The organism is Ruegeria sp. AH7 (genome assembly GCF_056541325.1).
On the sequence record NZ_JBQFYF010000001.1, the window covers coordinates 193,256 to 211,596 of the forward strand.

Genomic DNA, 18,341 nt, shown 5'->3' on the forward strand with positions numbered 1-18,341 from the left:
GAATGAAAAAACCCAAGTGGGTTGTTGAAAAGGAACAGGCACGAAAAGCAGCAGCGGCCGAAACGGTTTGGCTGTTTGGTTTACACGCCGTGCGCGACGCCTTGATGAACCCCAAGCGCCAGAAACTGCGCCTGATTGTGACACGAAACGCGCGGGACAAACTGCTCGAAGCCATTGAATTCGCAGGGATCGAGGCCGAGATGGTTGATCCGCGCAAGTTCAGTGCCCCGATCGATGCGGGTTCGGTGCATCAAGGGGCAGCGCTTGAGGTTAAGCCGCTGGAGTGGGGCGGTTTGGCCGAGAACTGCATCGGACGGGAACATCCCCGCGTGATCCTACTGGACCGTGTAACGGACCCACATAATGTGGGTGCGATTCTTCGGTCAGCCGAAGTACTGGGTGCAAGTGCTGTGATCGGAACCCGGCATCATTCGGCCCCTGAAACCGGGGCACTGGCCAAGACCGCCAGCGGCGCATTGGAACGTCAGCCTTATCTAAGGGTGCGCAATCTGGCCGATGCCATAACCGAGCTTCAGTCGATGGGGTTTCTGGTGCTCGGTCTGGATGGCGAGGCGAATGAAACTATTGAAACAGCCCTGGGGAACCAAAGGGATCGACCTGTGGCGCTGGTATTGGGTGCTGAAGGGCCGGGATTGCGGCAAAAGACCAAAGAGACTGTGGATCAATTGGTGAAAATTGACGCATCCGGGGGATTTGGGTCACTGAACGTCTCAAATGCTGCCGCAATCGCCCTATATGCCTCTCGGCACCATTAGACAGGAGATCGCTATTTCCGGACCGTCCAAAATCGCAACCTGCTGCTATTGCGGTACTCGGGCTGCCCTGGTTCTGACCGGGAAGAAACGGCACGAGCTGAGTTGTTCAAGCTGTGGTGCGCCTCTGCACGATCTTAAGATGTTGCCAAAGCACAAGGTTCAAAAATCAAAGCCTGCTCGTACGGCGATCAGCCATGCAGCACCTCCGAAGTCTCGAAAAAAGAAGAAGAAAAAGAGCACGTTCTATCGTGTTCTGGATGAAGCCTGGGATGTTATAGAAGACATCTTTGATTAAGGGCTGCCATGCATTCGCAAGGATGTTCACATCCACGTCAACGGGGGTTTCACAGCGGTTCAAAAATTGCATCTTAGGTGCTCGATTCTTTGCTACAGGACCCAGATGCAAAACCGCCGTTTCATATTCGGTATACTGACAGCCATCGCTTTTGCACCTTTCGCTTGGGCGCAGGACAAACCTGTCTATTTTGCGACCGATGGCGCCGCGATGGCGGGGTATGATCCAGTGTCCTATTTCGACAGTACAGTACCGGTTCGGGGTGAACCAAGCATTGCCGTCATGTGGAAAGGGGCCCAGTGGCATTTTGCGTCGCAGGAAAATCGCGAACGGTTTGAAAGCAACCCGCGCGCCTTTGCGCCTCAGTTCGGGGGTTATTGTTCCTATGCGATGGCAAATGGTGTTCTGAAAAGCACTGACCCGATGGCTTGGCAGGTCGTGGATGGGCGTTTGTACCTCACTCATTCCCCGGCGGTTGAGCGGATTTGGGAACAGGACAGGACGGCAAATATCCATCTGGCCGAAGAGAATTGGCCCGTCATTCTGTACGAAGACTAGGCGAATTTCCGTTTTTTGTGAAAAGTCATCACAAAAATGAGCGCTTGGTCTTTTTTTTAACTAGATCATGCCTAAATGTCACAGTGACCGCGGAACGGAACTGCCGCGGGTCATTTCACTGTCCCTCGTTCCAACAACTGGCGCCCAAGGTTTCTTGGGCGCTTTTTTCTTTTTTGCGGCTGTGATTAGGATGCGGCCATGGCTGACTATTCCGACGATCATCTGAAAACTATCCTGCAACGTACCAAAACCATAGCGGTGGTTGGGGTGTCGATGAACCCGGTGCGGCCCAGCTATTACGTGGCGCGCTATCTTTCGTTGAAAGGGTATACCGTTATCCCCGTCAATCCGGGCCACGCTGGCAAGGAATTATTTGGCCAAACGGTGCGTGGTGCCCTGTCCGAGATTTCTGAACCTGTCGATATGGTCGATATCTTTCGGCGCTCCGAAGCTGTTCCACCTATCGTCGATGAGGCGCTAGAGGTGTTCCCCAAGCTTCGGACCATCTGGATGCAGATCGGGGTCGAGCATCCTGAGGCTGCTGAAACGGCGCAGGCCCGTGGGGTGGATGTGGTAATGAACCGTTGCCCCAAAATCGAATATCAGCGCCTGTTTGGTGAACTGCGGATGGGCGGGTTCAGCACTGGCATCATCTCATCGAAGCTTTGAACCTAGTTGGCGACATAGGGTTTCAACCGCGCCACTTGCTCGAGGCGCCGTTTTTCTAGAACAACATCGCGCGGAATCCAGTCATATCGGCTGTCATCTGACAGCGGGGACCAGAACAAAACCCCGCCATAGCGCCAAGGGTCCAGCACAACGCCCTCATACATCGAGTCTCCGGCACGGCTGATAATCGCTGTGCTGTGATCAATACGGAAAGGGTTGTCGGCATTGGCGATGGCGCGATGCAGCGTAAGTGTTTCGAAGTTTTCCTGCTTCAATCGACGCTCGATATCTTCGGCCCAATGCCAGCACAGCCCGCGCGGCCGCAGCCCCCTGTTGACCTTCGTGTTGTGGATCAGCGGGGGATCAGTGATCTGATATTCCTGCGCCAGCTGGGCTGTGTAGGCATAGGCGATCCGGGCGGCGCGGTCGGCCTCTTCCGGGTCAATCCCGGGCCCTAAGGTCCGAATCTCGACTGCAAGACGCTGCACCTCATCCCCAGTCTGCGGAGGAGGGGTAGCGCAGGCTGCCAAACCCACAAGAGCCAGAACAAAGGCCAAAGCTCTGATCATTCCGATTTCCCCTATTGGATATCTCGAAGGATCATAAAGCTGGAACTAGCAGATCGGAAGATTACTTAGCGCGTGGCCTTCTCAGCAATACCGCTGGTGCCCTGACGTCGTTCGAGTTCAGCCAGCACATCATCCAGCGCAACGTCGCGCGCGGCAAGCATCACCAACAGGTGGTACAGTACATCTGCCGCTTCGGAGGTCAGCTTGTCCTTATCCCCTTTGACGGCTTCGATGATCGCCTCAACGGCTTCTTCTCCGAATTTCTCGGCGCATTTTTCTGGGCCCTTGGCCAGCAGTTTTGCAGTCCAGCTGGAGTCGGGGTCGGCCCCTTTGCGGGCTGTAATAACCTGTTCAAGACTTTCAAGTATTGTCATGAATGAAGTTCCTTTAGTCGGCTATCTTTCATGATCACAGCATCAACCATGGCCCAAAGCTCGTGGGCAAAGTTTGAGCCAACTACCTCATCCCGATCCAACGGTGTGAATAGGGTGAGGTCTTTTTTGGTCTCGGTGTCCCAATCCAACAGTGTGCAGCCGTCAGCATGCCAGGACACGCGTGTGCCCCATCTGGTTTCGACAGAAGCCTCCTCGCCCCAGTCTCCAACATATACTGTGATCGTCGGAGGGTGAGCGGTGAACTCTTCCGAATACAATACGGTGTACCAGCCTATGAAATCACCATTGTGTGTCAATTCACCGGTCGCCTGCTTGGTGACGGTAGTACAGCAGTCGCACGATGCGTGCTCGGTTTCCAATTCTAAGACAGATATTGTTTCCCAAAGCATTAAGAGAATCTCATCGGAATGCCCGCAGCGGCCATGTGTTCCTTGGCCTCGCGGATTGTGTATTCGCCGAAATGGAAGATCGAGGCGGCCAGAACTGCGCTCGCGCCACCCTCAGTCACACCTTCGACCAGATGGTCGAGGGTGCCAACACCGCCACTGGCGATCACTGGCACGTCCACTGCATCACTGATCGCCCGGGTCAGGGGCAGGTTGAACCCGGCCTTGGTGCCATCACGGTCCATAGACGTCAGCAGGATTTCTCCTGCACCTTTGGCTACAACAGTCTTGGCGAATTCGACCGCATCGATTCCTGTGGGTTTACGCCCACCATGGGTGAAAATCTCCCATTTCCCCGGGCTTACGGTTTTGGCGTCGATGGCACAGACGATGCACTGACTACCAAACTGGTCCGCGGCTTCCGCGATCACATCCGGGTTGGCGACAGCGGCCGAGTTAAAACTGACCTTGTCAGCACCCGCCAGCAACAGGGCGCGCACATCATCCTTGGTGCGCACGCCTCCACCAACGGTCAGGGGTACGAAGCATTGTTCGGCAGTACGCCGAACCACATCGAACATCGTGCCGCGGTTTTCATGCGTCGCGTGGATGTCCAGAAAACAGATTTCGTCCGCGCCTGCTGCGTCATAGGCCTTGGCCGACTCCACTGGATCGCCCGCATCGCGCAGGCCCACGAAATTCACGCCTTTGACCACGCGGCCATCGGCAACATCCAGACAGGGAATGATGCGGATTTTGAGCATGAACCTTCCTTTGCTTGGCGCACCTCTACCGGCAAAGCCCCGCCGATGCCAGACTTGTGATTGTGATCTGTGGCGAAGCCATGGAAATTAGGTGTGAAATTCAGCAAAAGGACGACTGCGATGAGACATCTTCTTCTGGCATCAGTTTTCACAATCGGAGGCGCTTTGACCGCCATGGCTGACGATATTATCAAGATACAAACCGAAAAATCCGTGACCGAGGCGCTGGATGCATTGGAAGCCGCTGTGGGCAATGCGGGTGCAACCGTTTTTGCGCGGATTGATCACGCGGCGGGGGCCGAAAAGGTGGGCACGCCGATCCCACCCAACCAGGTGTTGATTTTCGGAAACCCCGCTCTGGGCACGCCTGCCATGCTGATTGACCCTCGTGCAGGGCTGTTCCTGCCGCTGAAGGTGCAGGCCTATCAAGATGCAGAGGGTCAGGTCTGGTTGGCCTATGAGGACCCGAAAGAAACGATGGACGAGTTGGACGAAGTCGAAAACTCACCCGTGGTCGAGAAAATGCGCGGAGCGCTGGCCAAACTGACTGCGGCGGCGGCTGGTTAAGCCCTAGGCGCTTGCGCGACTGACGCGTGCAAGCGCATTTCTGGCGATCAGGATGTGGAAAGGCAGGATCACTGCCAGGTACAAGCGTCCGCCCAGATTGTGCCGGTGAACCCAGGTCGCCAGCGAGATACGGCCATTTTCAGACAAGACCGAAACACGAAAATCCAGATGACGGTCGTTGAAGCCTGCGATCACCTCGGTCTCGTCGTCATGCTCAACAGGAAATATCCCGACCTTGTCGGTCGCACTGGGCCCGCCGGTGCTGAGCCCGAACGGCGCCACCAATACTCCGCGCAATCGAACAAGCGTCATGGCCCATGCCGGAAAGCTGGTGATAATCTCTGCTGCCTGACGTGGAGACAAATCCGACGCAACACTGAAACAGTCCAGGAAATCGCCCTGTTTGATTCGTTTGTGAAGCAAGCTTCGGGCCGATAGTGCCGTGCGTTTGACAGCGGAATGGAACATCGCGCTATTCTCTGAGAGTTGTCAGAGCCTCTTTCAAATCGATCGCCCCATCATAAAGGGCGCGGCCGGAAATGGCACCATTCAAGGCTGCGCCACAATCGCGCAGGGCAAGCAGGTCTTCAATCGAAGAGACGCCGCCCGAAGCGATCACAGGGATTGAAACAGCTTTCGCCAGCGCGGCGGTTGCGTCGATATTTGGGCCTTGCATCGCCCCATCCCGGTTGATGTCGGTGTAGATGATCGCCGCAACGCCTGCGTCCTCAAAACTGCGCGCCAAATCGGTGACCTGAACGTCCGTTTCTTCAGCCCAGCCTTTGGTTGCGACCAGGCCGTTGCGTGCATCAATCCCAACGGCGACCTTGCCGGGGAAGGCTTTGGCCGCTTCGCGCACCAGATCGGGGTTTTCGACGGCGACGGTTCCCAGAATGACGCGGGCCAGTCCTTTGTCGATCCAGGTCTCGATGGTTGCCATGTCCCGGATACCACCACCAAGCTGCGCGGGCACATCGCAGGCTTTCAGGATCGCTTCGACCGGGGCGGCATTCACCGGCTCACCCGCGAAAGCGCCGTTCAGATCGACAAGGTGCAACCACTCGCACCCAGCCTCGACAAATGCACGGGCCTGAGCGGTCGGGTCCTCATTGAAAACGGTGGCTTTATCCATCTCTCCGCGCACCAGGCGCACGGCGTTGCCGTCTTTGAGGTCGATGGCAGGGTAGAGGATCATGTCGGGCGACCTTATCTAAATGTTACATGGGCGGCATATCGCACAAGCCGGGCCGGGGATGCAACGCGACGCAAAGTCAATCTTGTCCGATGCCCAATGGCACGCCAGACTGACACCAAATCAGGGAGGTTACTATGAAGAAACTCGCAACATCCGTTGTCTTTGCAACCTTGGCGACCGGCGCAATGGCGGCGGACCCGGTTGATGGGCTGTGGAAAACACAGCCGGGTGACACCGGGGGGTATCTGCACGTCACCATCGGTGAATGCGGCAGCGCGATCTGTGGCACTATAGACAGTGCGTTTGATGGCAATGGCGATCAGCAATTGGATTATGAGAATCTGGGCAAGCAGATTATCTGGGACATGGTGCCCGAAGGTGGCGGAAGCTATGACAGCGGCAAGATCTGGGCCCCGGATCGGGATAAGACCTACAATTCGAAGATGACCCTGGACAGCCAGAACCAGCTGACGGTCAAAGGATGTGTCGCTGGTGGCCTGGTCTGCCGCGGGCAGACCTGGACGCGCGTTCAATAAGCTTTTACGGGGTCCAGGTCAGGAAGTTCCCGATCATGCGCAGGCCCACATCCTGGCTCTTCTCAGGGTGAAACTGCATCCCCACCATCGTGTCGCGGCCGATCACGGCCGTGACCTCTTGCCCATAGTTCACATATGCCAAACGCTGCACCGGGTCTGTGACACGGAAGTGGTAGGAGTGGACGAAGTAGGTATGATCACCGGATGCGACCCCGTTGAACACTGGGTGATCGCTTTCCAGAACCAGATTGTTCCAACCCATATGTGGCACCTTCAGTGCAGCATCTGACGGTTCAATCCGCACCACATCGCCAGCCACCCAGCCCAAACCATCGGTTTCGCTGTATTCATGGCCCTTTGAGGCCATCAGTTGCATTCCGACGCAGATGCCCAGAAACGGGCGACCTTTCTGTTCGACCGCTTCGACCATGGCGTCGTAGATACCCTTATGCCCCCGCAGCTCTGCCGCGCAGGCGGGAAAGGCTCCGTCACCAGGCAACACCAGCCGATCGGCGCGTGCAACGACATCCGCGTCCGAGGTCACCACGACCTCGCCCGCGTTCTCTTCCTGTGCCATGCGTTGAAACGCCTTCTCGGCCGAGTGCAGATTACCGCTCTCGTAGTCGATAATGGCAGTCAGCATCTACAAGGCACCTTTGGTCGACGGAATCGCATCTGCCTTGCGCGGGTCGGTTTCGACCGCCTCGCGTAGCGCCCGCGCAACCGCTTTGAATGTGGCTTCGGCAATGTGATGGCTGTTAAAGCCGTGCAACTGGTCGATATGAAGGGTGATGCCCCCATGGGTGCTGAGCGCCTGAAAGAACTCACGCACCAACTCGGTGTCGAACGTGCCGATCTTCTGGGTTGGCAGGTCCACGTTCCAAACTAGGAACGGACGGCCAGACAGGTCCAGTGCACAACGCACTTGCGCATCATCCATGGGCAGGTGGCATTCACCATAGCGGCGAATCCCCTTTTTATCGCCCAAAGCCTGAGTCAGCGCCCGACCCAGCGCGATCCCCGTATCCTCGACCGTGTGGTGGTCGTCGATGTGGTAGTCGCCCTTGGCCCGGATCGTCATGTCGATCAGCGAATGACGCGCCAACTGATCCAGCATGTGGTCAAAGAAACCAACACCGGTCTGGTTGTCATACTGGCCGGTCCCATCCAGATTGACCTGGACCGAAATCTCGGTCTCGGCGGTCTGACGACTGATCTTAGCGCTGCGCATGGGCGAATTCCTTTTGCTACAGGGGCGCTTATAGACGCGGACGGGCTGCCTATCCAGACCGCTTGAGGCCTTCGCTGCAAACTGTTGCAGGGGATTGCACCCGGGCGCGGCCCGTGCCAGCCTGAGCGCAACACGAACCAACAAGGCCCGGCCCATGTCCACCTGCGTTTTCATCCAGATCCGCTGTAAACCCGGCACCACTTATAAAGTGGCGGAAGAGATCGCGCTGCGCGAAATCCACTCCGAGCTCTATTCTACCAGCGGTGAATATGACCTGATGCTCAAGCTCTATATTCCCGAATCCGAAGATGTGGGCCATTTCATCAATGAAAACCTGCTGGTGATTCCCGGTATCGAACGCTCATTGACGACAATGACGTTCAAGGCGTTCTAGCCCAGCTCAAACGTCGTCACGCCGAAAATCCGGTTCAGGTCGATATCGGGTTCATGGTCCGAATACATTCGTGCGGTCTCAAAGACCTTCTCAAGTCCCAACGCATCGGCCAGCGCGAAGGCGGCGGCGTTGGGTTGGGGCATGTCGATAAACACCTCATGCGTTGCGTGATCCTCGGGGATAGTGTTGAGGACCGAGACCAGCAGCGCCTGTGCGATGTCAGGGCTGTCCGCAAACAAAGGCCCGATCTTATATCCGATCTGGCAGGGGCGCAGGGTCACGTAGCCCCTGATCGTCCCGTTTTCGATAAAGGCACGTGAGGCATGGCTAGGCGCGCGCAGCCATTCACGCACGAAAACGCTACGCGGGGCAGGGAATAGGGCCCGGTCATAGGTCAGCAAATCCTCGGATATCTCAGTCAGGACGGATATATGCGCAGTCGCTTGCGACCCAAGAGCGGCCAATATCCCGGTCTTTGTTCCGGTAAAGCGGTAGTTGTTATAGGCAAAGGTAAAGCCGGATTTGCGATAGTTGTCCTGTTGCTCGACCACACCATCCAGACCCATATTGCGCCCCTCGCAATGGGCCAGCGCGTGCTGGGCGATCTCCAGCCCATGGCCCGATCCGCGAAATTCGGGACGGACGATGTAAAAGCCCAGAAAAGAAAACGCATCGTCATAGTTCACCGCGGATACTGACGCGATCATTTCACCATCAAGAAATCCGCCCAGAAAGCCATCCGGGTCAGTAGGGCGAAAACACGCGGCATCGTGCTGACCGGGATTCCACCCTTCGCGCCCGGCCCAGTCAACGGCGTGTTGAAGTTCGGCTGCAGTCAAGGGGCGGATGACGTAGTCAGACATGGTTAATGATCCTGCAATTCGTAATGTCGCCAGAATGGCGCAACGTTTTGCAAAGGACCAGCATGTTCGAGAAAGGTTGGTATCTGGAGCGGGCGAGGCGATTCGAACGCCCGACCCTAACCTTGGCAAGGTTATGCTCTACCCCTGAGCTACGCCCGCATCAGATACTTGTATGGTCCAAAGACCTCTCAATGGAGCGGGCGAGGCGATTCGAACGCCCGACCCTAACCTTGGCAAGGTTATGCTCTACCCCTGAGCTACGCCCGCGCCGTTGAGTGAGGAGGGATGTATAAAGTCCCACGCGAGGCTGCAAGCGGAAAAACACAAAATTCCGGAAAAATCTTTCGACGGAAACCGGTGTCGGTCGCGTTCAAGAATCAGAGTGCATGAGAACAAAATTCGAGGAGGTGAACAGATGTTGCAGATTGCAGACCTTAAGATGGCGGCCCTTGCAGTGATGATCGTGATTGGCTTTTGCGCCATAGATGCCCAGCCGCAGCACGTTGGGCATACATATCCCGCAATCGCTGCTGCACCGGTTGTCGAAGCCAGCACGTAGCCAGAATAAACCCAGCCGAGCGGTTTACAGAGCCAGGACAAGATTGGCGACAGCACCGACCAGAATGGCGCCAAATGTCAGAAGCATTCCGATCTGCCGCAGAACCACAACCTGAGGGTTGCTGCCAAAGCCATAGGCATGCATCAAACGCCCCGCCAGGATCAACAAACCTAAAAGGTTCACCAACAGACCGGGTGCGCCCTGCAACTCGACCATTGCAATCAAGAGCAGCGCAAAAGGTGCATATTCCGCGCAATTTGAGTGTGTGCGCATCGCTTTGATAAGCGCTTTGTCATCTCCATCTCCGACCGAGACCTTCCCGCTGCGGCGCGCCGAGATGACCTTTGCACTGAGCCAGACGTAAAGAATTGCGATCAATGCGGCATAGATCGGGGTAATAGTCAGCATTCTTGGGGCCTCCGTCTGGGTCATGCAAAATGGCCGCGCAGTTACCCGCGCGGCCATTCAAAGCTTAGCTGATTTTACAGCTTATTCCAGTTCCACAAGCAGGTCCTTGGCGTCAATCTGGCCGCCAGGCTGAACATGAACCGCTTTGACCACCGCATCGCGTTCGGCGTGAATGCCGGTTTCCATCTTCATGGCTTCGATGGTTAGCAGCAGATCACCTTCTTTGACCTGTTGTCCGACACTGGCCGCAACCGTTGCCACAACACCCGGCATCGGGGCACCAATATGGTTCGGATTGCCCGCTTCGGCTTTGGGTCGCGCCTGCGTGGATGACGTGACCATGCGGTTCGGCACCCGGATCACCCGAGGCTGCCCGTTGAGTTCAAAGAAGACTTTCACCTCACCCTTTTCATCGGTCTCTCCGATGGCCTGACAGCGGATTTCCAGCGTCTTGCCCGGGTCGATCTCGGCGGTGATCTCGTCACCTGGTTCCATTCCATAAAAGAAGGTGCGGGTCGGCAGGGTGCGGACGGGGCCATAGGTGCGGTGACGGCCCATATAATCCAGGAAAACCTTGGGATACATCAGGTAACCATTGAGGTCCTCGTCATCAACCTCCTTGCCCTCCAATTGCTTGGACAGTTCGGCGCGGGTGGCTTCCAGATCGACCGGAGGTACGTCCTTTCCGGGGCGCTGCGTGTTCGGCGCTTCGTCCTTCAACACTTTCTGGATGATGGTGTTCGGGAACCCACCCGGAGGCTGACCCAGATTGCCGCGCATCATGTCGATGACCGAGTCGGGGAAGGCCACATCTGTGTCCGGGCTTTCCACCTCGTCCCGTGTCAGGCCCTGGCTGACCATCATCAGCGCCATGTCGCCAACCACTTTCGATGACGGTGTCACCTTGACGATATCGCCGAACATCTGGTTTACATCAGCATACATCTGGGCAACTTCATGCCAACGCTCTTCCAGTCCCAGGGACCGGGCCTGGGCTTTGAGGTTGGTGAACTGACCGCCAGGCATCTCATGCAGATAGACCTCGGACGCTGGCGCCTGAAGGCTGGATTCAAAAGCGGCATATTGGCCGCGCACGGCTTCGAAGTAGTCGCTGATTTCGCGGATCGCTTTGATGTCCAGACCGGTGTCGCGGTCAGTGTGGCGCAAGGCTTCGACCACGGTGCCCAAAGTCGCCTGGCTGGTGTTGCCCGAGAAGCTGTCCATCGCGCAATCCACAGCATCCACGCCCGCCTCAGAGGCAGCCAGAATGGTGGCGCTGGCAATCCCAGCGGTGTCGTGCGTGTGGAAGTGGATCGGCAGGCCAACCTCTTCCTTCAAGGCGCGGATCAGGATCTTGGCCGAGGCGGGTTTCAGCAGACCGGCCATGTCCTTCAAACCCAGGATATGAGCCCCAGCATCGCGCAGCTCTTTCGCCATGCCGACGTAGTATTTCAGGTCATATTTGGCGCGGTCGGGGTCGAGGATATCACCGGTGTAACACACCGTGCCTTCACAGATCTTGCCATTCTCAACCACCGCATCCATGGCGACGCGCATGTTTTCGACCCAATTGAGCGAGTCGAAGACACGGAACACGTCGATATTCTGTGAGGCCTGCCGGACGAATTCCTGCACCACGTTGTCGGGGTAGTTGGTATAGCCAACACCATTCGCACCACGCAGCAGCATCTGGGTCATCAGGTTCGGCATTGCCTCGCGCAGATCACGCAGACGCTGCCACGGGCATTCTTGCAAAAAGCGGTAAGCCACATCGAAGGTCGCACCGCCCCAGCATTCGACCGAAAACAGTTGCGGCAGGTTGGCCGCATAGCTGGGTGCGACCTTGATCATATCGATCGACCGCATCCGTGTGGCCAGCAGCGATTGATGCCCGTCCCGCATCGTGGTGTCGGTGATCAGCAACTGCCGCTGCGCCTTCATCCAGTCGGCAACCGCCTGTGGTCCTTTTTGTTCCAGCAGGTTACGGGTGCCCATCTGCGGCTCACCCCGCAGCGCCGGAGGTTTGGCCTCTTTCAGGTCAGCACGCGGCTCGGGGCGGTCCTTGGTTTCGGGATGCCCGTTCACGGTGATATCTGCGATATAGGTCAGCACTTTGGTGCCGCGGTCACGGCGGCGTTTGAAGGCAAACAAGTCCGGTGTCGTGTCGATGAACTTTGTGGTGTATTCGTTTGACAGGAAGGTCGGGTGTTTCAGCAGGTTGATGACAAAGTCGATATTGGTGCTGACCCCCCGAATCCGGAATTCACGCAGTGCACGATCCATCCGCGCAATCGCAGCCTCAGGAGTCGGTGCCTTCGCGGTCACTTTGGTCAGCAGCGAGTCATAGTATCGCGTGATCACCCCACCAGCATAGGCCGTGCCACCATCCAGACGAATGCCCATGCCCGTGGCCGAGCGATAGGCAGTGATGCGGCCATAATCGGGGATGAAGTTGTTCTGCGGGTCTTCGGTGGTGATCCGGGTCTGCAATGCGTGGCCGGTCAGATGCACGTCGGCCTGGCTGGCTGCACCGGTGGCTTCGGCCAGAGTTTTGCCCTCGGCGATCAGGATCTGGGCCTGAACGATGTCGATACCTGTGACCTCTTCGGTAACAGTATGTTCAACCTGCACACGTGGGTTCACTTCGATAAAGTAGAACTTGCCAGTTTCCATATCCATTAGGAATTCGACAGTGCCCGCGCATTCATAGTTCACATGGGCGCAGATTTTGCGGCCAAGTTCACAAATCTCGGCGCGCTGCGCGTCGCTTAAATAAGGGGCAGGGGCGCGTTCCACGACCTTCTGGTTGCGGCGCTGGACCGAGCAGTCGCGTTCATACAGATGGTAAATCTCACCATGCTTGTCACCCAGTATCTGCACTTCGACATGGCGGGCGCGGGTGATCATCTTTTCCAGATAGCCTTCGCCATTGCCAAAGGCGGCTTCGGCTTCACGGCGACCCTCTAGAACCTTCTCTTCCAACTCGTCCTCGGATTCGATCGGGCGCATGCCGCGCCCGCCACCACCCCAGGAGGCCTTCAGCATCAGGGGATAGCCGATTTCCTTGGCTTCCGCCCGGATCGCATCCATGTCATCGCCCAGAACCTCGGTTGCGGGGATCACGGGCACACCTGCTTCGATGGCGACCCGCCGGGCGCTGGCCTTGTCCCCCAAGGCGCGCATGGTTTCCGCTTTGGGCCCGATGAACGTGATCCCGTTCTTCACACAGGCATCCACAAAGCTGGGGTTTTCCGACAACAAGCCATATCCGGGGTGAATCGCATCTGCGCCGCATTCCTTGGCGACGCGAATGATCTCATCAATCGACAGATAAGCGGCAACCGGGCCCATCCCTTCGCCAATGCGATAGGCTTCATCCGCTTTAAAGCGATGGAGACCCAGCTTGTCCTCTTCTGCGTAGACTGCGACTGTACGTTTGCCCATCTCATTGGCGGCGCGCATCACGCGAATGGCAATCTCGCCGCGATTGGCGATGAGGATCTTTTTGAAGTCAGTCATAGCAGGTCCCGGTGTTGATGGTTTGGGCGTGTTCTTAGCCGGACACTACGCGCAGATACATCAGTCTTTCTGGGTAGAACCGGCATGTTAACGCTCGCAAACGCCTTTTATTTGTGCGCTTTTCTTAACGTCGCTGCGTTGCAGCATCAATTCCTTAATTTACTTTGGGTCAGTTGGTCCAAGGAAAAGGTGCCCATCTGTCCCATATTGGACAGCATATCCTGCTTGAGAATATCGATCACATGCGCCGGACCTCGCGGACCCAAGGCTGCCATCCCGTACAAAAACGCTCGCCCCAGCATGACAAAATCCGCCCCACAGGCCAACGCCCGCAGGATGTCCAGGCCACCTTCGATGCCACTGTCAAAGATCAGCGGCAGGGTGGTTGCCGCACGCAGCTCTGGCAAAACCTCGATACTGGCCGGGGCTGCATCGAACTGCCGCCCGCCGTGGTTTGACACCCACAGCGCATCAACGCCCGCGCGCTCCAACGGCTCGGCGTCTTCGGCGCGCATTACACCTTTGAAGATCAATGGCCCGTCCCAGTGATCGCGCAGCCAATTTACGTAGTCCATATCTGGCGAAGTGCGCAGCAGATACCCCACATGGGCAGTTGGCGGCAGGTTCTGTCCGCTGTCTATGTACTTGTCCAGCGTGCGCATTCTGGGCGACCCCTGCCGCAACATCCCCAACGCCCAGGCGGGTCGCATCGCGATCTGGGCCAACAATCGTGGTGTCAGCCTTGGGGGTTGCGTGAGGCCAGAGCGTGTCTGACGCTCGCGCCGAGAGGCCACAGGAACATCGACGGTCAGCACCAGAGTCCTAAAACCCGCGTTGCGTGCGCGAGACAGCAAATCGGCGCGTATTTCAGGGTCTTTGGGCGGATAGAGTTGGAACCATGCATTGTCGCCAATACTGGGTGCCAAATCTTCGGGGCTTTGTGCCGCGACGGTTGAGAGCGTGTAGGGCAGCCGGGCCTTGGCGGCGGTCCGGGCCAGCAGACCTTCGGCATCCGGCCAGACCAGTCCCGACATACCGATCGGGGCAATACCAAACGGCATCGGGTAGTTCTGGCCTAAAAACTGCGTGCGGGTGTCAAAATCTCTCTCACCTCGCAGGATTGCGGGATAAAGCTGTACACGGTCGAGGGCATCCCGGTTGCGCTGCAGGGCAGTTTCCATGCCCGTGCCACTTTCCACATAATCCCAGACAAAGCGCGGCAACCGCCGTCGCGCGCGGCGCTTCAGGTCCGAAATACCAGGGTAAGTGCTATGCAAATCCATGCGGATTGATCCGCCTTGTGCTGCGATTCGGCAAGCATCTGAGGTTGTTTTACGGGTCTGCGCCTACATCGGGGTGAGGTTCGTGCGTAATTTGTAGGTGTTCGGCCCCAAAAAAATGAGTGAACAAGCCGTGAACAAACTCTTCCCCTCGGCACGCAACCCGCGTAGTTTGGGGGTATGAGCAGTTACGACGAAATGGACGCCTTCGAGGGCGCATCGCTTTCGGCGCGGGCGATGCCTGCGGCGTCGGCTGACTATCTCAACGACCTCAACCCGGCGCAGCGCGAAGCGGTTGAGCATCTGGACGGGCCGGTTTTGATGCTGGCTGGGGCTGGAACGGGCAAAACCAAGGCTCTGACGGCGCGGATCACCCATCTGCTCAGAACCCACCGGGTGCGCGAAAACGAAATTCTTGCGGTGACATTCACCAACAAAGCGGCGCGCGAGATGAAAGAGCGTGTCGGGCGTATGCTAGGTCGACCCGCCGAGGGGATGCCGTGGCTTGGCACCTTCCACGCGATCTGCGTCAAGCTTTTGCGGCGTCACGCCGAGCTTGTCGATCTAAAGTCGAATTTCACCATTCTGGACAGCGATGATCAGCTGCGTTTGCTCAAGCAATTGGTGCAGGCGGCCAACATAGACGACAAACGTTGGCCTGCCCGGATGCTGGCTAGCATTATCGACGATTGGAAAAACCGTGCACTGACACCTGACAAAGTGCCCGCTGCGGATGCTGGCGCGTACAATAAAAAAGGTGTTGAGCTTTATGCCCAATACCAGACCCGATTGCGTGAGCTGAACGCAGTGGATTTCGGCGACTTGCTTTTGCACATGGTCACGATTTTTCAGACCCATGCGGACGTGCTGGAGCAATACCAACGCTGGTTCCGCTACATCCTCGTGGATGAGTATCAGGACACAAACGTCGCCCAATACCTCTGGCTGCGTCTGCTGGCCGGGGGGCACAAGAACATTTGCTGTGTGGGGGACGATGATCAGTCGATCTATGGCTGGCGTGGTGCTGAGGTGGGCAACATCCTGCGGTTCGAAAAGGACTTCCCCGGCGCGTTTGTGGTGCGGTTGGAACAAAACTACCGCTCGACCCCACATATTCTGGCGGCTGCCTCCAATGTCATTCGCGGCAACCAGACTAGACTAGGTAAGGAACTTTGGACTGACGCCGAAGATGGCGAAAAAGTTCGGCTGATCGGACACTGGGACGCCGAAGCGGAAGCCCGCTGGATTTGTGACGAAATCGACGCAATGCAAGGCGGCACCCGCGGTATGCGACCCTTTGAGCTTGAAGAAATCGCGATACTGGTTCGAGCCACTCACCAAATGAAAGTTCTTGAGGATCGGTTCCTGAAAATCGGTATGCCCTATAGAGTCATTGGGGGGGTGCCCTTCTACCGTAGAATGGAAATCAGGGATGCCATTGCTTATTTCCGGGTTGTGGTTAGTCCTGACAATGATCTGGCCTTCGAGCGAATCGTAAACACGCCGAAGCGTGGTTTAGGGGAAAAGGCTCAACAAACCATCCAACGTATAGCCCGGGAGGAAGGCAAATCTCAGGTCGAAAGCGCGCGCATCGCGGTTGATAGAGGTTTGATCAAAGGGAAAGGCGCTACGTCTTTGCGGGAACTAGTCGATGGACTTGCTCGCTGGAATGATCTGACACGGGGTGCCACGATTGAAGTCGACGATGATTCCGTAATTGATGACGTTACTGAACCTGTCCGATATAGCACCCCTGAGTTTTCACATGTTGAATTGGCTCAGATCATCCTTGACGAAAGTGGCTATACGGAAAGCTACCTAAAACCTCTTTCCGATGAAGAACTTAAAATGGATCCACGACCGGCGCGAAAACCCCGCGATCATGAGGCTGCCGGACGATTGGAAAACCTCAAGGAACTGGTCAACCACTTGGACGAATTTGAAAACCTGCAAGGGTTTTTGGAGCATGTCAGCCTGGTCATGGACAACGAGCAGGACAACGACGAGCCAAAGGTATCTATAATGACTCTTCATGCCGCCAAAGGCTCAGAGTATCCGGCCGTTTTTCTTCCGGGGTGGGAAGAGGGGTTGTTTCCCTCCCAGCGCTCAATGGACGAATCAGGATTGAAGGGGCTTGAGGAGGAACGACGCCTAGCATACGTCGGTATCACCCGCGCAGAGGAAGTTTGCACAATTTCGTTTGCTTCGAATAGGTTGATCTTCTCTGGTGACTTCAAAGGTTGGCAATCAATGATTCCTTCACGGTTCATCGATGAATTGCCCGGGGATCATGTAGAGGTGCTGACGCCTCCGGGGCTGTATGGTGGTGGTCAGACAACGGCAGGGATCGAAACCCGCGCAGCCGAGGCGAATGTCTACAACTCGCCCGGCTGGAAACGGATGCAGGCGCGGCAGGGGCAGTATGGGATGTCGCAACCCAAGGAAAGCCGGAATACGGTGATCGATGCAACGGCAGTGGCCAGTTTTACATTGGGTGAGCGGGTGTTTCACCAGAAGTTCGGCTATGGCGGCGTGGTTGGCATTGAAGGCGACAAGGTCGAGGTCGAGTTTGACAAGGCCGGGACCAAGAAAGTTGTCTCTCGGTTCCTGTCTGCGAAGGACGACGTGCCGTTTTGATCTTTTGCGAGGCTCTGCCTCGCGCTCCGAAGTATTTTTGAACAGAAGAAGGTGGGGGCGTTCGCGCCCCTTTTTTGCTGTTTGCAAAAGAAAAGCGGCGGTTCCCAGGGAGGAGGAGAGGGAACCGCCGCTCTTTGCAACATCAGAGCAGGGAGGAGGAGAGCCCTGATGTATCAGCACCCGGGTTTGAGCCCGGTATGGGGAAGACGCGGCGACGTCAGGGAGGAGGTAGACGTCACCGCGCGCTTTCAACATCAGAGCAGGGAGGAGGAGAGCCCCGATGTATCAGTTTCCGGCTATTTGGGCCGGTATAAGGTGCGGCAGCATCAGGGAGGAGGTAGATGCTGCCGCTGATTACAGACCCTAAAGGGAGGAGGAAGGGCCTGATCTCGGTTGTTCTGGGCGCTTAACGCGCTGTGTGTTCGTCGGCGGCTTGCTTGGCCAGACGTCGGATCATCGAGCGATGCAGGCCGAGATCGGCCAGTTCCCGATCCGAAAGGTTGGACAGCTCATTGACTGTCTGACGATACATCCGGTAGCTGGCAAAGCGGGTTTTGGCGGCTTCGATCCATGCGTTCAGCCCGTTGCTGTGTGCGCCTTTCAGCGCGGAAGTGTTGGTTGCGACTGCCATGTGCTCACTCGCTTTCATCTCTCTGTGCTGGTCATTTCCAGCGTTTGCTTGAGACTGAAGATAAGCCAATGCTGCAATTGCACAATAGGTTGCGATAACAATGCTGCTA

At 56.8% G+C, this 18,341-nt stretch carries 22 protein-coding genes and 2 tRNA genes; 9 read left to right on the plus strand and 15 right to left on the minus strand.

Going from position 1 to position 18,341, the window contains the following annotated elements:
* Positions 1 to 2 precede the first annotated feature (2 nt).
* From rlmB to ACR0JX_RS01000, 4 genes are all read left to right on the plus strand, one after another.
* Positions 3 to 776 carry a 23S rRNA (guanosine(2251)-2'-O)-methyltransferase RlmB gene (rlmB, locus tag ACR0JX_RS00985; RefSeq protein WP_480540621.1) on the plus strand — a complete coding sequence of 258 codons (774 nt, stop codon included), beginning with the start codon at positions 3 to 5 and terminating at the stop codon, positions 774 to 776.
* Positions 757 to 1,071 (plus strand): hypothetical protein, encoded by a 315-nt coding sequence (locus ACR0JX_RS00990; RefSeq protein WP_480541732.1) that lies wholly within the window; start codon positions 757 to 759, stop codon positions 1,069 to 1,071. The genes rlmB and ACR0JX_RS00990 overlap by 20 nt, the downstream gene beginning before the upstream one ends.
* Before the next feature lie 105 nt (positions 1,072 to 1,176).
* A complete protein-coding gene (locus tag ACR0JX_RS00995) occupies positions 1,177 to 1,629 on the plus strand; it encodes a YHS domain-containing (seleno)protein (RefSeq protein WP_480540623.1) in 453 nt (150 codons plus the stop codon).
* A 198-nt stretch (positions 1,630 to 1,827) separates the two neighbouring features.
* Complete coding sequence (locus tag ACR0JX_RS01000; protein ID WP_480540625.1) at positions 1,828 to 2,298, plus strand: CoA-binding protein; 471 nt, start codon at positions 1,828 to 1,830, stop codon at positions 2,296 to 2,298.
* Between the two features lie 2 nt (positions 2,299 to 2,300).
* Here ACR0JX_RS01000 and ACR0JX_RS01005 read toward each other — a convergent pair whose 3' ends face one another.
* From ACR0JX_RS01005 to hisF, 4 genes are all read right to left on the minus strand, one after another.
* Complete coding sequence (locus tag ACR0JX_RS01005; RefSeq protein ID WP_480540627.1) at positions 2,301 to 2,867, minus strand: hypothetical protein; 567 nt, start codon at positions 2,865 to 2,867, stop codon at positions 2,301 to 2,303.
* A gap of 65 nt (positions 2,868 to 2,932) precedes the next feature.
* The gene (locus tag ACR0JX_RS01010; protein WP_480540629.1) at positions 2,933 to 3,241 is read right to left on the minus strand and encodes a phosphoribosyl-ATP diphosphatase; all 309 of its coding nucleotides are present in this window, start codon (positions 3,239 to 3,241) and stop codon (positions 2,933 to 2,935) included.
* Positions 3,238 to 3,651, minus strand: a complete 414-nt coding sequence (locus ACR0JX_RS01015; RefSeq protein ID WP_480540631.1) for a hypothetical protein — start codon at positions 3,649 to 3,651, stop codon at positions 3,238 to 3,240. Before ACR0JX_RS01015 ends, ACR0JX_RS01010 begins: the two co-directional genes overlap by 4 nt.
* Entirely contained in the window at positions 3,651 to 4,412 is a 762-nt protein-coding gene (gene hisF / locus ACR0JX_RS01020; protein WP_480540633.1) for an imidazole glycerol phosphate synthase subunit HisF, read from the minus strand. The genes ACR0JX_RS01015 and hisF overlap by 1 nt, the downstream gene beginning before the upstream one ends.
* A gap of 120 nt (positions 4,413 to 4,532) precedes the next feature.
* On the opposite strand from hisF, the gene ACR0JX_RS01025 reads away from it, so the two are divergent.
* Positions 4,533 to 4,979: a DUF302 domain-containing protein gene (locus ACR0JX_RS01025; protein WP_480540635.1), complete on the plus strand. Its 447-nt coding sequence runs from the start codon at positions 4,533 to 4,535 to the stop codon at positions 4,977 to 4,979.
* Between the two features lie 3 nt (positions 4,980 to 4,982).
* Here ACR0JX_RS01025 and ACR0JX_RS01030 read toward each other — a convergent pair whose 3' ends face one another.
* Entirely contained in the window at positions 4,983 to 5,447 is a 465-nt protein-coding gene (locus tag ACR0JX_RS01030; RefSeq protein WP_480540637.1) for a DUF2867 domain-containing protein, read from the minus strand.
* 4 nt (positions 5,448 to 5,451) lie between these two features.
* Positions 5,452 to 6,174, minus strand: coding sequence for a 1-(5-phosphoribosyl)-5-[(5-phosphoribosylamino)methylideneamino]imidazole-4-carboxamide isomerase (gene hisA / locus ACR0JX_RS01035; RefSeq protein ID WP_480540639.1), 723 nt, complete (start codon positions 6,172 to 6,174; stop codon positions 5,452 to 5,454).
* Between the two features lie 134 nt (positions 6,175 to 6,308).
* On the opposite strand from hisA, the gene ACR0JX_RS01040 reads away from it, so the two are divergent.
* Positions 6,309 to 6,710 carry a DUF2147 domain-containing protein gene (locus ACR0JX_RS01040; RefSeq protein WP_480540641.1) on the plus strand — a complete coding sequence of 134 codons (402 nt, stop codon included), beginning with the start codon at positions 6,309 to 6,311 and terminating at the stop codon, positions 6,708 to 6,710.
* A gap of 4 nt (positions 6,711 to 6,714) precedes the next feature.
* On the opposite strand, the gene hisH is transcribed toward ACR0JX_RS01040, so the two are convergent.
* Together hisH and hisB are read right to left on the minus strand one after the other, a co-directional pair.
* Entirely contained in the window at positions 6,715 to 7,353 is a 639-nt protein-coding gene (hisH, locus tag ACR0JX_RS01045) for an imidazole glycerol phosphate synthase subunit HisH (protein ID WP_480540643.1), read from the minus strand.
* Positions 7,354 to 7,941, minus strand: a complete 588-nt coding sequence (hisB, locus tag ACR0JX_RS01050) for an imidazoleglycerol-phosphate dehydratase HisB (protein WP_480540645.1) — start codon at positions 7,939 to 7,941, stop codon at positions 7,354 to 7,356.
* Between the two features lie 154 nt (positions 7,942 to 8,095).
* Here hisB and ACR0JX_RS01055 point away from each other — a divergent pair, with 154 nt between their 5' ends.
* A complete protein-coding gene (locus ACR0JX_RS01055; protein ID WP_170532103.1) occupies positions 8,096 to 8,335 on the plus strand; it encodes an Lrp/AsnC family transcriptional regulator in 240 nt (79 codons plus the stop codon).
* Here ACR0JX_RS01055 and ACR0JX_RS01060 read toward each other — a convergent pair.
* The 3 genes from ACR0JX_RS01060 to ACR0JX_RS01070 all read right to left on the minus strand — a co-directional run bounded on the left by ACR0JX_RS01060 (position 8,332) and on the right by ACR0JX_RS01070 (position 9,465).
* The gene (locus ACR0JX_RS01060) at positions 8,332 to 9,198 is read right to left on the minus strand and encodes a GNAT family N-acetyltransferase (RefSeq protein WP_480540648.1); all 867 of its coding nucleotides are present in this window, start codon (positions 9,196 to 9,198) and stop codon (positions 8,332 to 8,334) included. The genes ACR0JX_RS01055 and ACR0JX_RS01060 overlap by 4 nt on opposite strands.
* Positions 9,199 to 9,282: 84 nt before the next feature.
* Positions 9,283 to 9,357 (minus strand) — tRNA-Gly (locus ACR0JX_RS01065).
* A gap of 33 nt (positions 9,358 to 9,390) precedes the next feature.
* Positions 9,391 to 9,465 (minus strand) — tRNA-Gly (locus ACR0JX_RS01070).
* A 148-nt stretch (positions 9,466 to 9,613) separates the two neighbouring features.
* On the opposite strand from ACR0JX_RS01070, the gene ACR0JX_RS01075 reads away from it, so the two are divergent.
* Positions 9,614 to 9,757, plus strand: coding sequence for a hypothetical protein (locus ACR0JX_RS01075; protein WP_480540650.1), 144 nt, complete (start codon positions 9,614 to 9,616; stop codon positions 9,755 to 9,757).
* A gap of 24 nt (positions 9,758 to 9,781) precedes the next feature.
* Here the strand turns inward: ACR0JX_RS01075 and ACR0JX_RS01080 are convergent, their stop codons facing one another.
* From ACR0JX_RS01080 to ACR0JX_RS01090, 3 genes are all read right to left on the minus strand, one after another.
* Positions 9,782 to 10,165, minus strand: coding sequence for an MAPEG family protein (locus ACR0JX_RS01080; RefSeq protein ID WP_480540652.1), 384 nt, complete (start codon positions 10,163 to 10,165; stop codon positions 9,782 to 9,784).
* An 81-nt stretch (positions 10,166 to 10,246) separates the two neighbouring features.
* Positions 10,247 to 13,684 (minus strand): pyruvate carboxylase, encoded by a 3,438-nt coding sequence (locus ACR0JX_RS01085; RefSeq protein ID WP_480540654.1) that lies wholly within the window; start codon positions 13,682 to 13,684, stop codon positions 10,247 to 10,249.
* Between the two features lie 146 nt (positions 13,685 to 13,830).
* Positions 13,831 to 14,967: an alpha-hydroxy acid oxidase gene (locus ACR0JX_RS01090; protein WP_480540656.1), complete on the minus strand. Its 1,137-nt coding sequence runs from the start codon at positions 14,965 to 14,967 to the stop codon at positions 13,831 to 13,833.
* Positions 14,968 to 15,144: 177 nt separating this feature from the next.
* Here ACR0JX_RS01090 and ACR0JX_RS01095 point away from each other — a divergent pair, with 177 nt between their 5' ends.
* Positions 15,145 to 17,601 (plus strand): ATP-dependent helicase, encoded by a 2,457-nt coding sequence (locus ACR0JX_RS01095; protein ID WP_480540658.1) that lies wholly within the window; start codon positions 15,145 to 15,147, stop codon positions 17,599 to 17,601.
* Between the two features lie 406 nt (positions 17,602 to 18,007).
* Here ACR0JX_RS01095 and ACR0JX_RS01100 read toward each other — a convergent pair whose 3' ends face one another.
* Positions 18,008 to 18,232 (minus strand): DUF1127 domain-containing protein, encoded by a 225-nt coding sequence (locus ACR0JX_RS01100; protein ID WP_170533071.1) that lies wholly within the window; start codon positions 18,230 to 18,232, stop codon positions 18,008 to 18,010.
* Positions 18,233 to 18,341 lie beyond the last annotated feature (109 nt).

Excerpts from the sequence above, each read along its gene's own strand:
- rlmB (WP_480540621.1), top strand. The coding sequence starts at position 3 with ATGAAAAAACCCAAGTGGGTTGTTGAAAAGGAACAGGCACGAAAAGCA.
- ACR0JX_RS00990 (WP_480541732.1), top strand. The coding sequence starts at position 757 with ATGCCTCTCGGCACCATTAGACAGGAGATCGCTATTTCCGGACCGTCC.
- ACR0JX_RS00995 (WP_480540623.1), top strand. The coding sequence starts at position 1,177 with ATGCAAAACCGCCGTTTCATATTCGGTATACTGACAGCCATCGCTTTT.
- ACR0JX_RS01000 (WP_480540625.1), top strand. The coding sequence starts at position 1,828 with ATGGCTGACTATTCCGACGATCATCTGAAAACTATCCTGCAACGTACC.
- ACR0JX_RS01005 (WP_480540627.1), bottom strand. The coding sequence starts at position 2,867 with ATGATCAGAGCTTTGGCCTTTGTTCTGGCTCTTGTGGGTTTGGCAGCC.
- ACR0JX_RS01010 (WP_480540629.1), bottom strand. The coding sequence starts at position 3,241 with ATGACAATACTTGAAAGTCTTGAACAGGTTATTACAGCCCGCAAAGGG.
- ACR0JX_RS01015 (WP_480540631.1), bottom strand. The coding sequence starts at position 3,651 with ATGCTTTGGGAAACAATATCTGTCTTAGAATTGGAAACCGAGCACGCA.
- hisF (WP_480540633.1), bottom strand. The coding sequence starts at position 4,412 with ATGCTCAAAATCCGCATCATTCCCTGTCTGGATGTTGCCGATGGCCGC.
- ACR0JX_RS01025 (WP_480540635.1), top strand. The coding sequence starts at position 4,533 with ATGAGACATCTTCTTCTGGCATCAGTTTTCACAATCGGAGGCGCTTTG.
- ACR0JX_RS01030 (WP_480540637.1), bottom strand. The coding sequence starts at position 5,447 with ATGTTCCATTCCGCTGTCAAACGCACGGCACTATCGGCCCGAAGCTTG.
- hisA (WP_480540639.1), bottom strand. The coding sequence starts at position 6,174 with ATGATCCTCTACCCTGCCATCGACCTCAAAGACGGCAACGCCGTGCGC.
- ACR0JX_RS01040 (WP_480540641.1), top strand. The coding sequence starts at position 6,309 with ATGAAGAAACTCGCAACATCCGTTGTCTTTGCAACCTTGGCGACCGGC.
- hisH (WP_480540643.1), bottom strand. The coding sequence starts at position 7,353 with ATGCTGACTGCCATTATCGACTACGAGAGCGGTAATCTGCACTCGGCC.
- hisB (WP_480540645.1), bottom strand. The coding sequence starts at position 7,941 with ATGCGCAGCGCTAAGATCAGTCGTCAGACCGCCGAGACCGAGATTTCG.
- ACR0JX_RS01055 (WP_170532103.1), top strand. The coding sequence starts at position 8,096 with ATGTCCACCTGCGTTTTCATCCAGATCCGCTGTAAACCCGGCACCACT.
- ACR0JX_RS01060 (WP_480540648.1), bottom strand. The coding sequence starts at position 9,198 with ATGTCTGACTACGTCATCCGCCCCTTGACTGCAGCCGAACTTCAACAC.
- ACR0JX_RS01075 (WP_480540650.1), top strand. The coding sequence starts at position 9,614 with ATGTTGCAGATTGCAGACCTTAAGATGGCGGCCCTTGCAGTGATGATC.
- ACR0JX_RS01080 (WP_480540652.1), bottom strand. The coding sequence starts at position 10,165 with ATGCTGACTATTACCCCGATCTATGCCGCATTGATCGCAATTCTTTAC.
- ACR0JX_RS01085 (WP_480540654.1), bottom strand. The coding sequence starts at position 13,684 with ATGACTGACTTCAAAAAGATCCTCATCGCCAATCGCGGCGAGATTGCC.
- ACR0JX_RS01090 (WP_480540656.1), bottom strand. The coding sequence starts at position 14,967 with ATGGATTTGCATAGCACTTACCCTGGTATTTCGGACCTGAAGCGCCGC.
- ACR0JX_RS01095 (WP_480540658.1), top strand. The coding sequence starts at position 15,145 with ATGAGCAGTTACGACGAAATGGACGCCTTCGAGGGCGCATCGCTTTCG.
- ACR0JX_RS01100 (WP_170533071.1), bottom strand. The coding sequence starts at position 18,232 with ATGGCAGTCGCAACCAACACTTCCGCGCTGAAAGGCGCACACAGCAAC.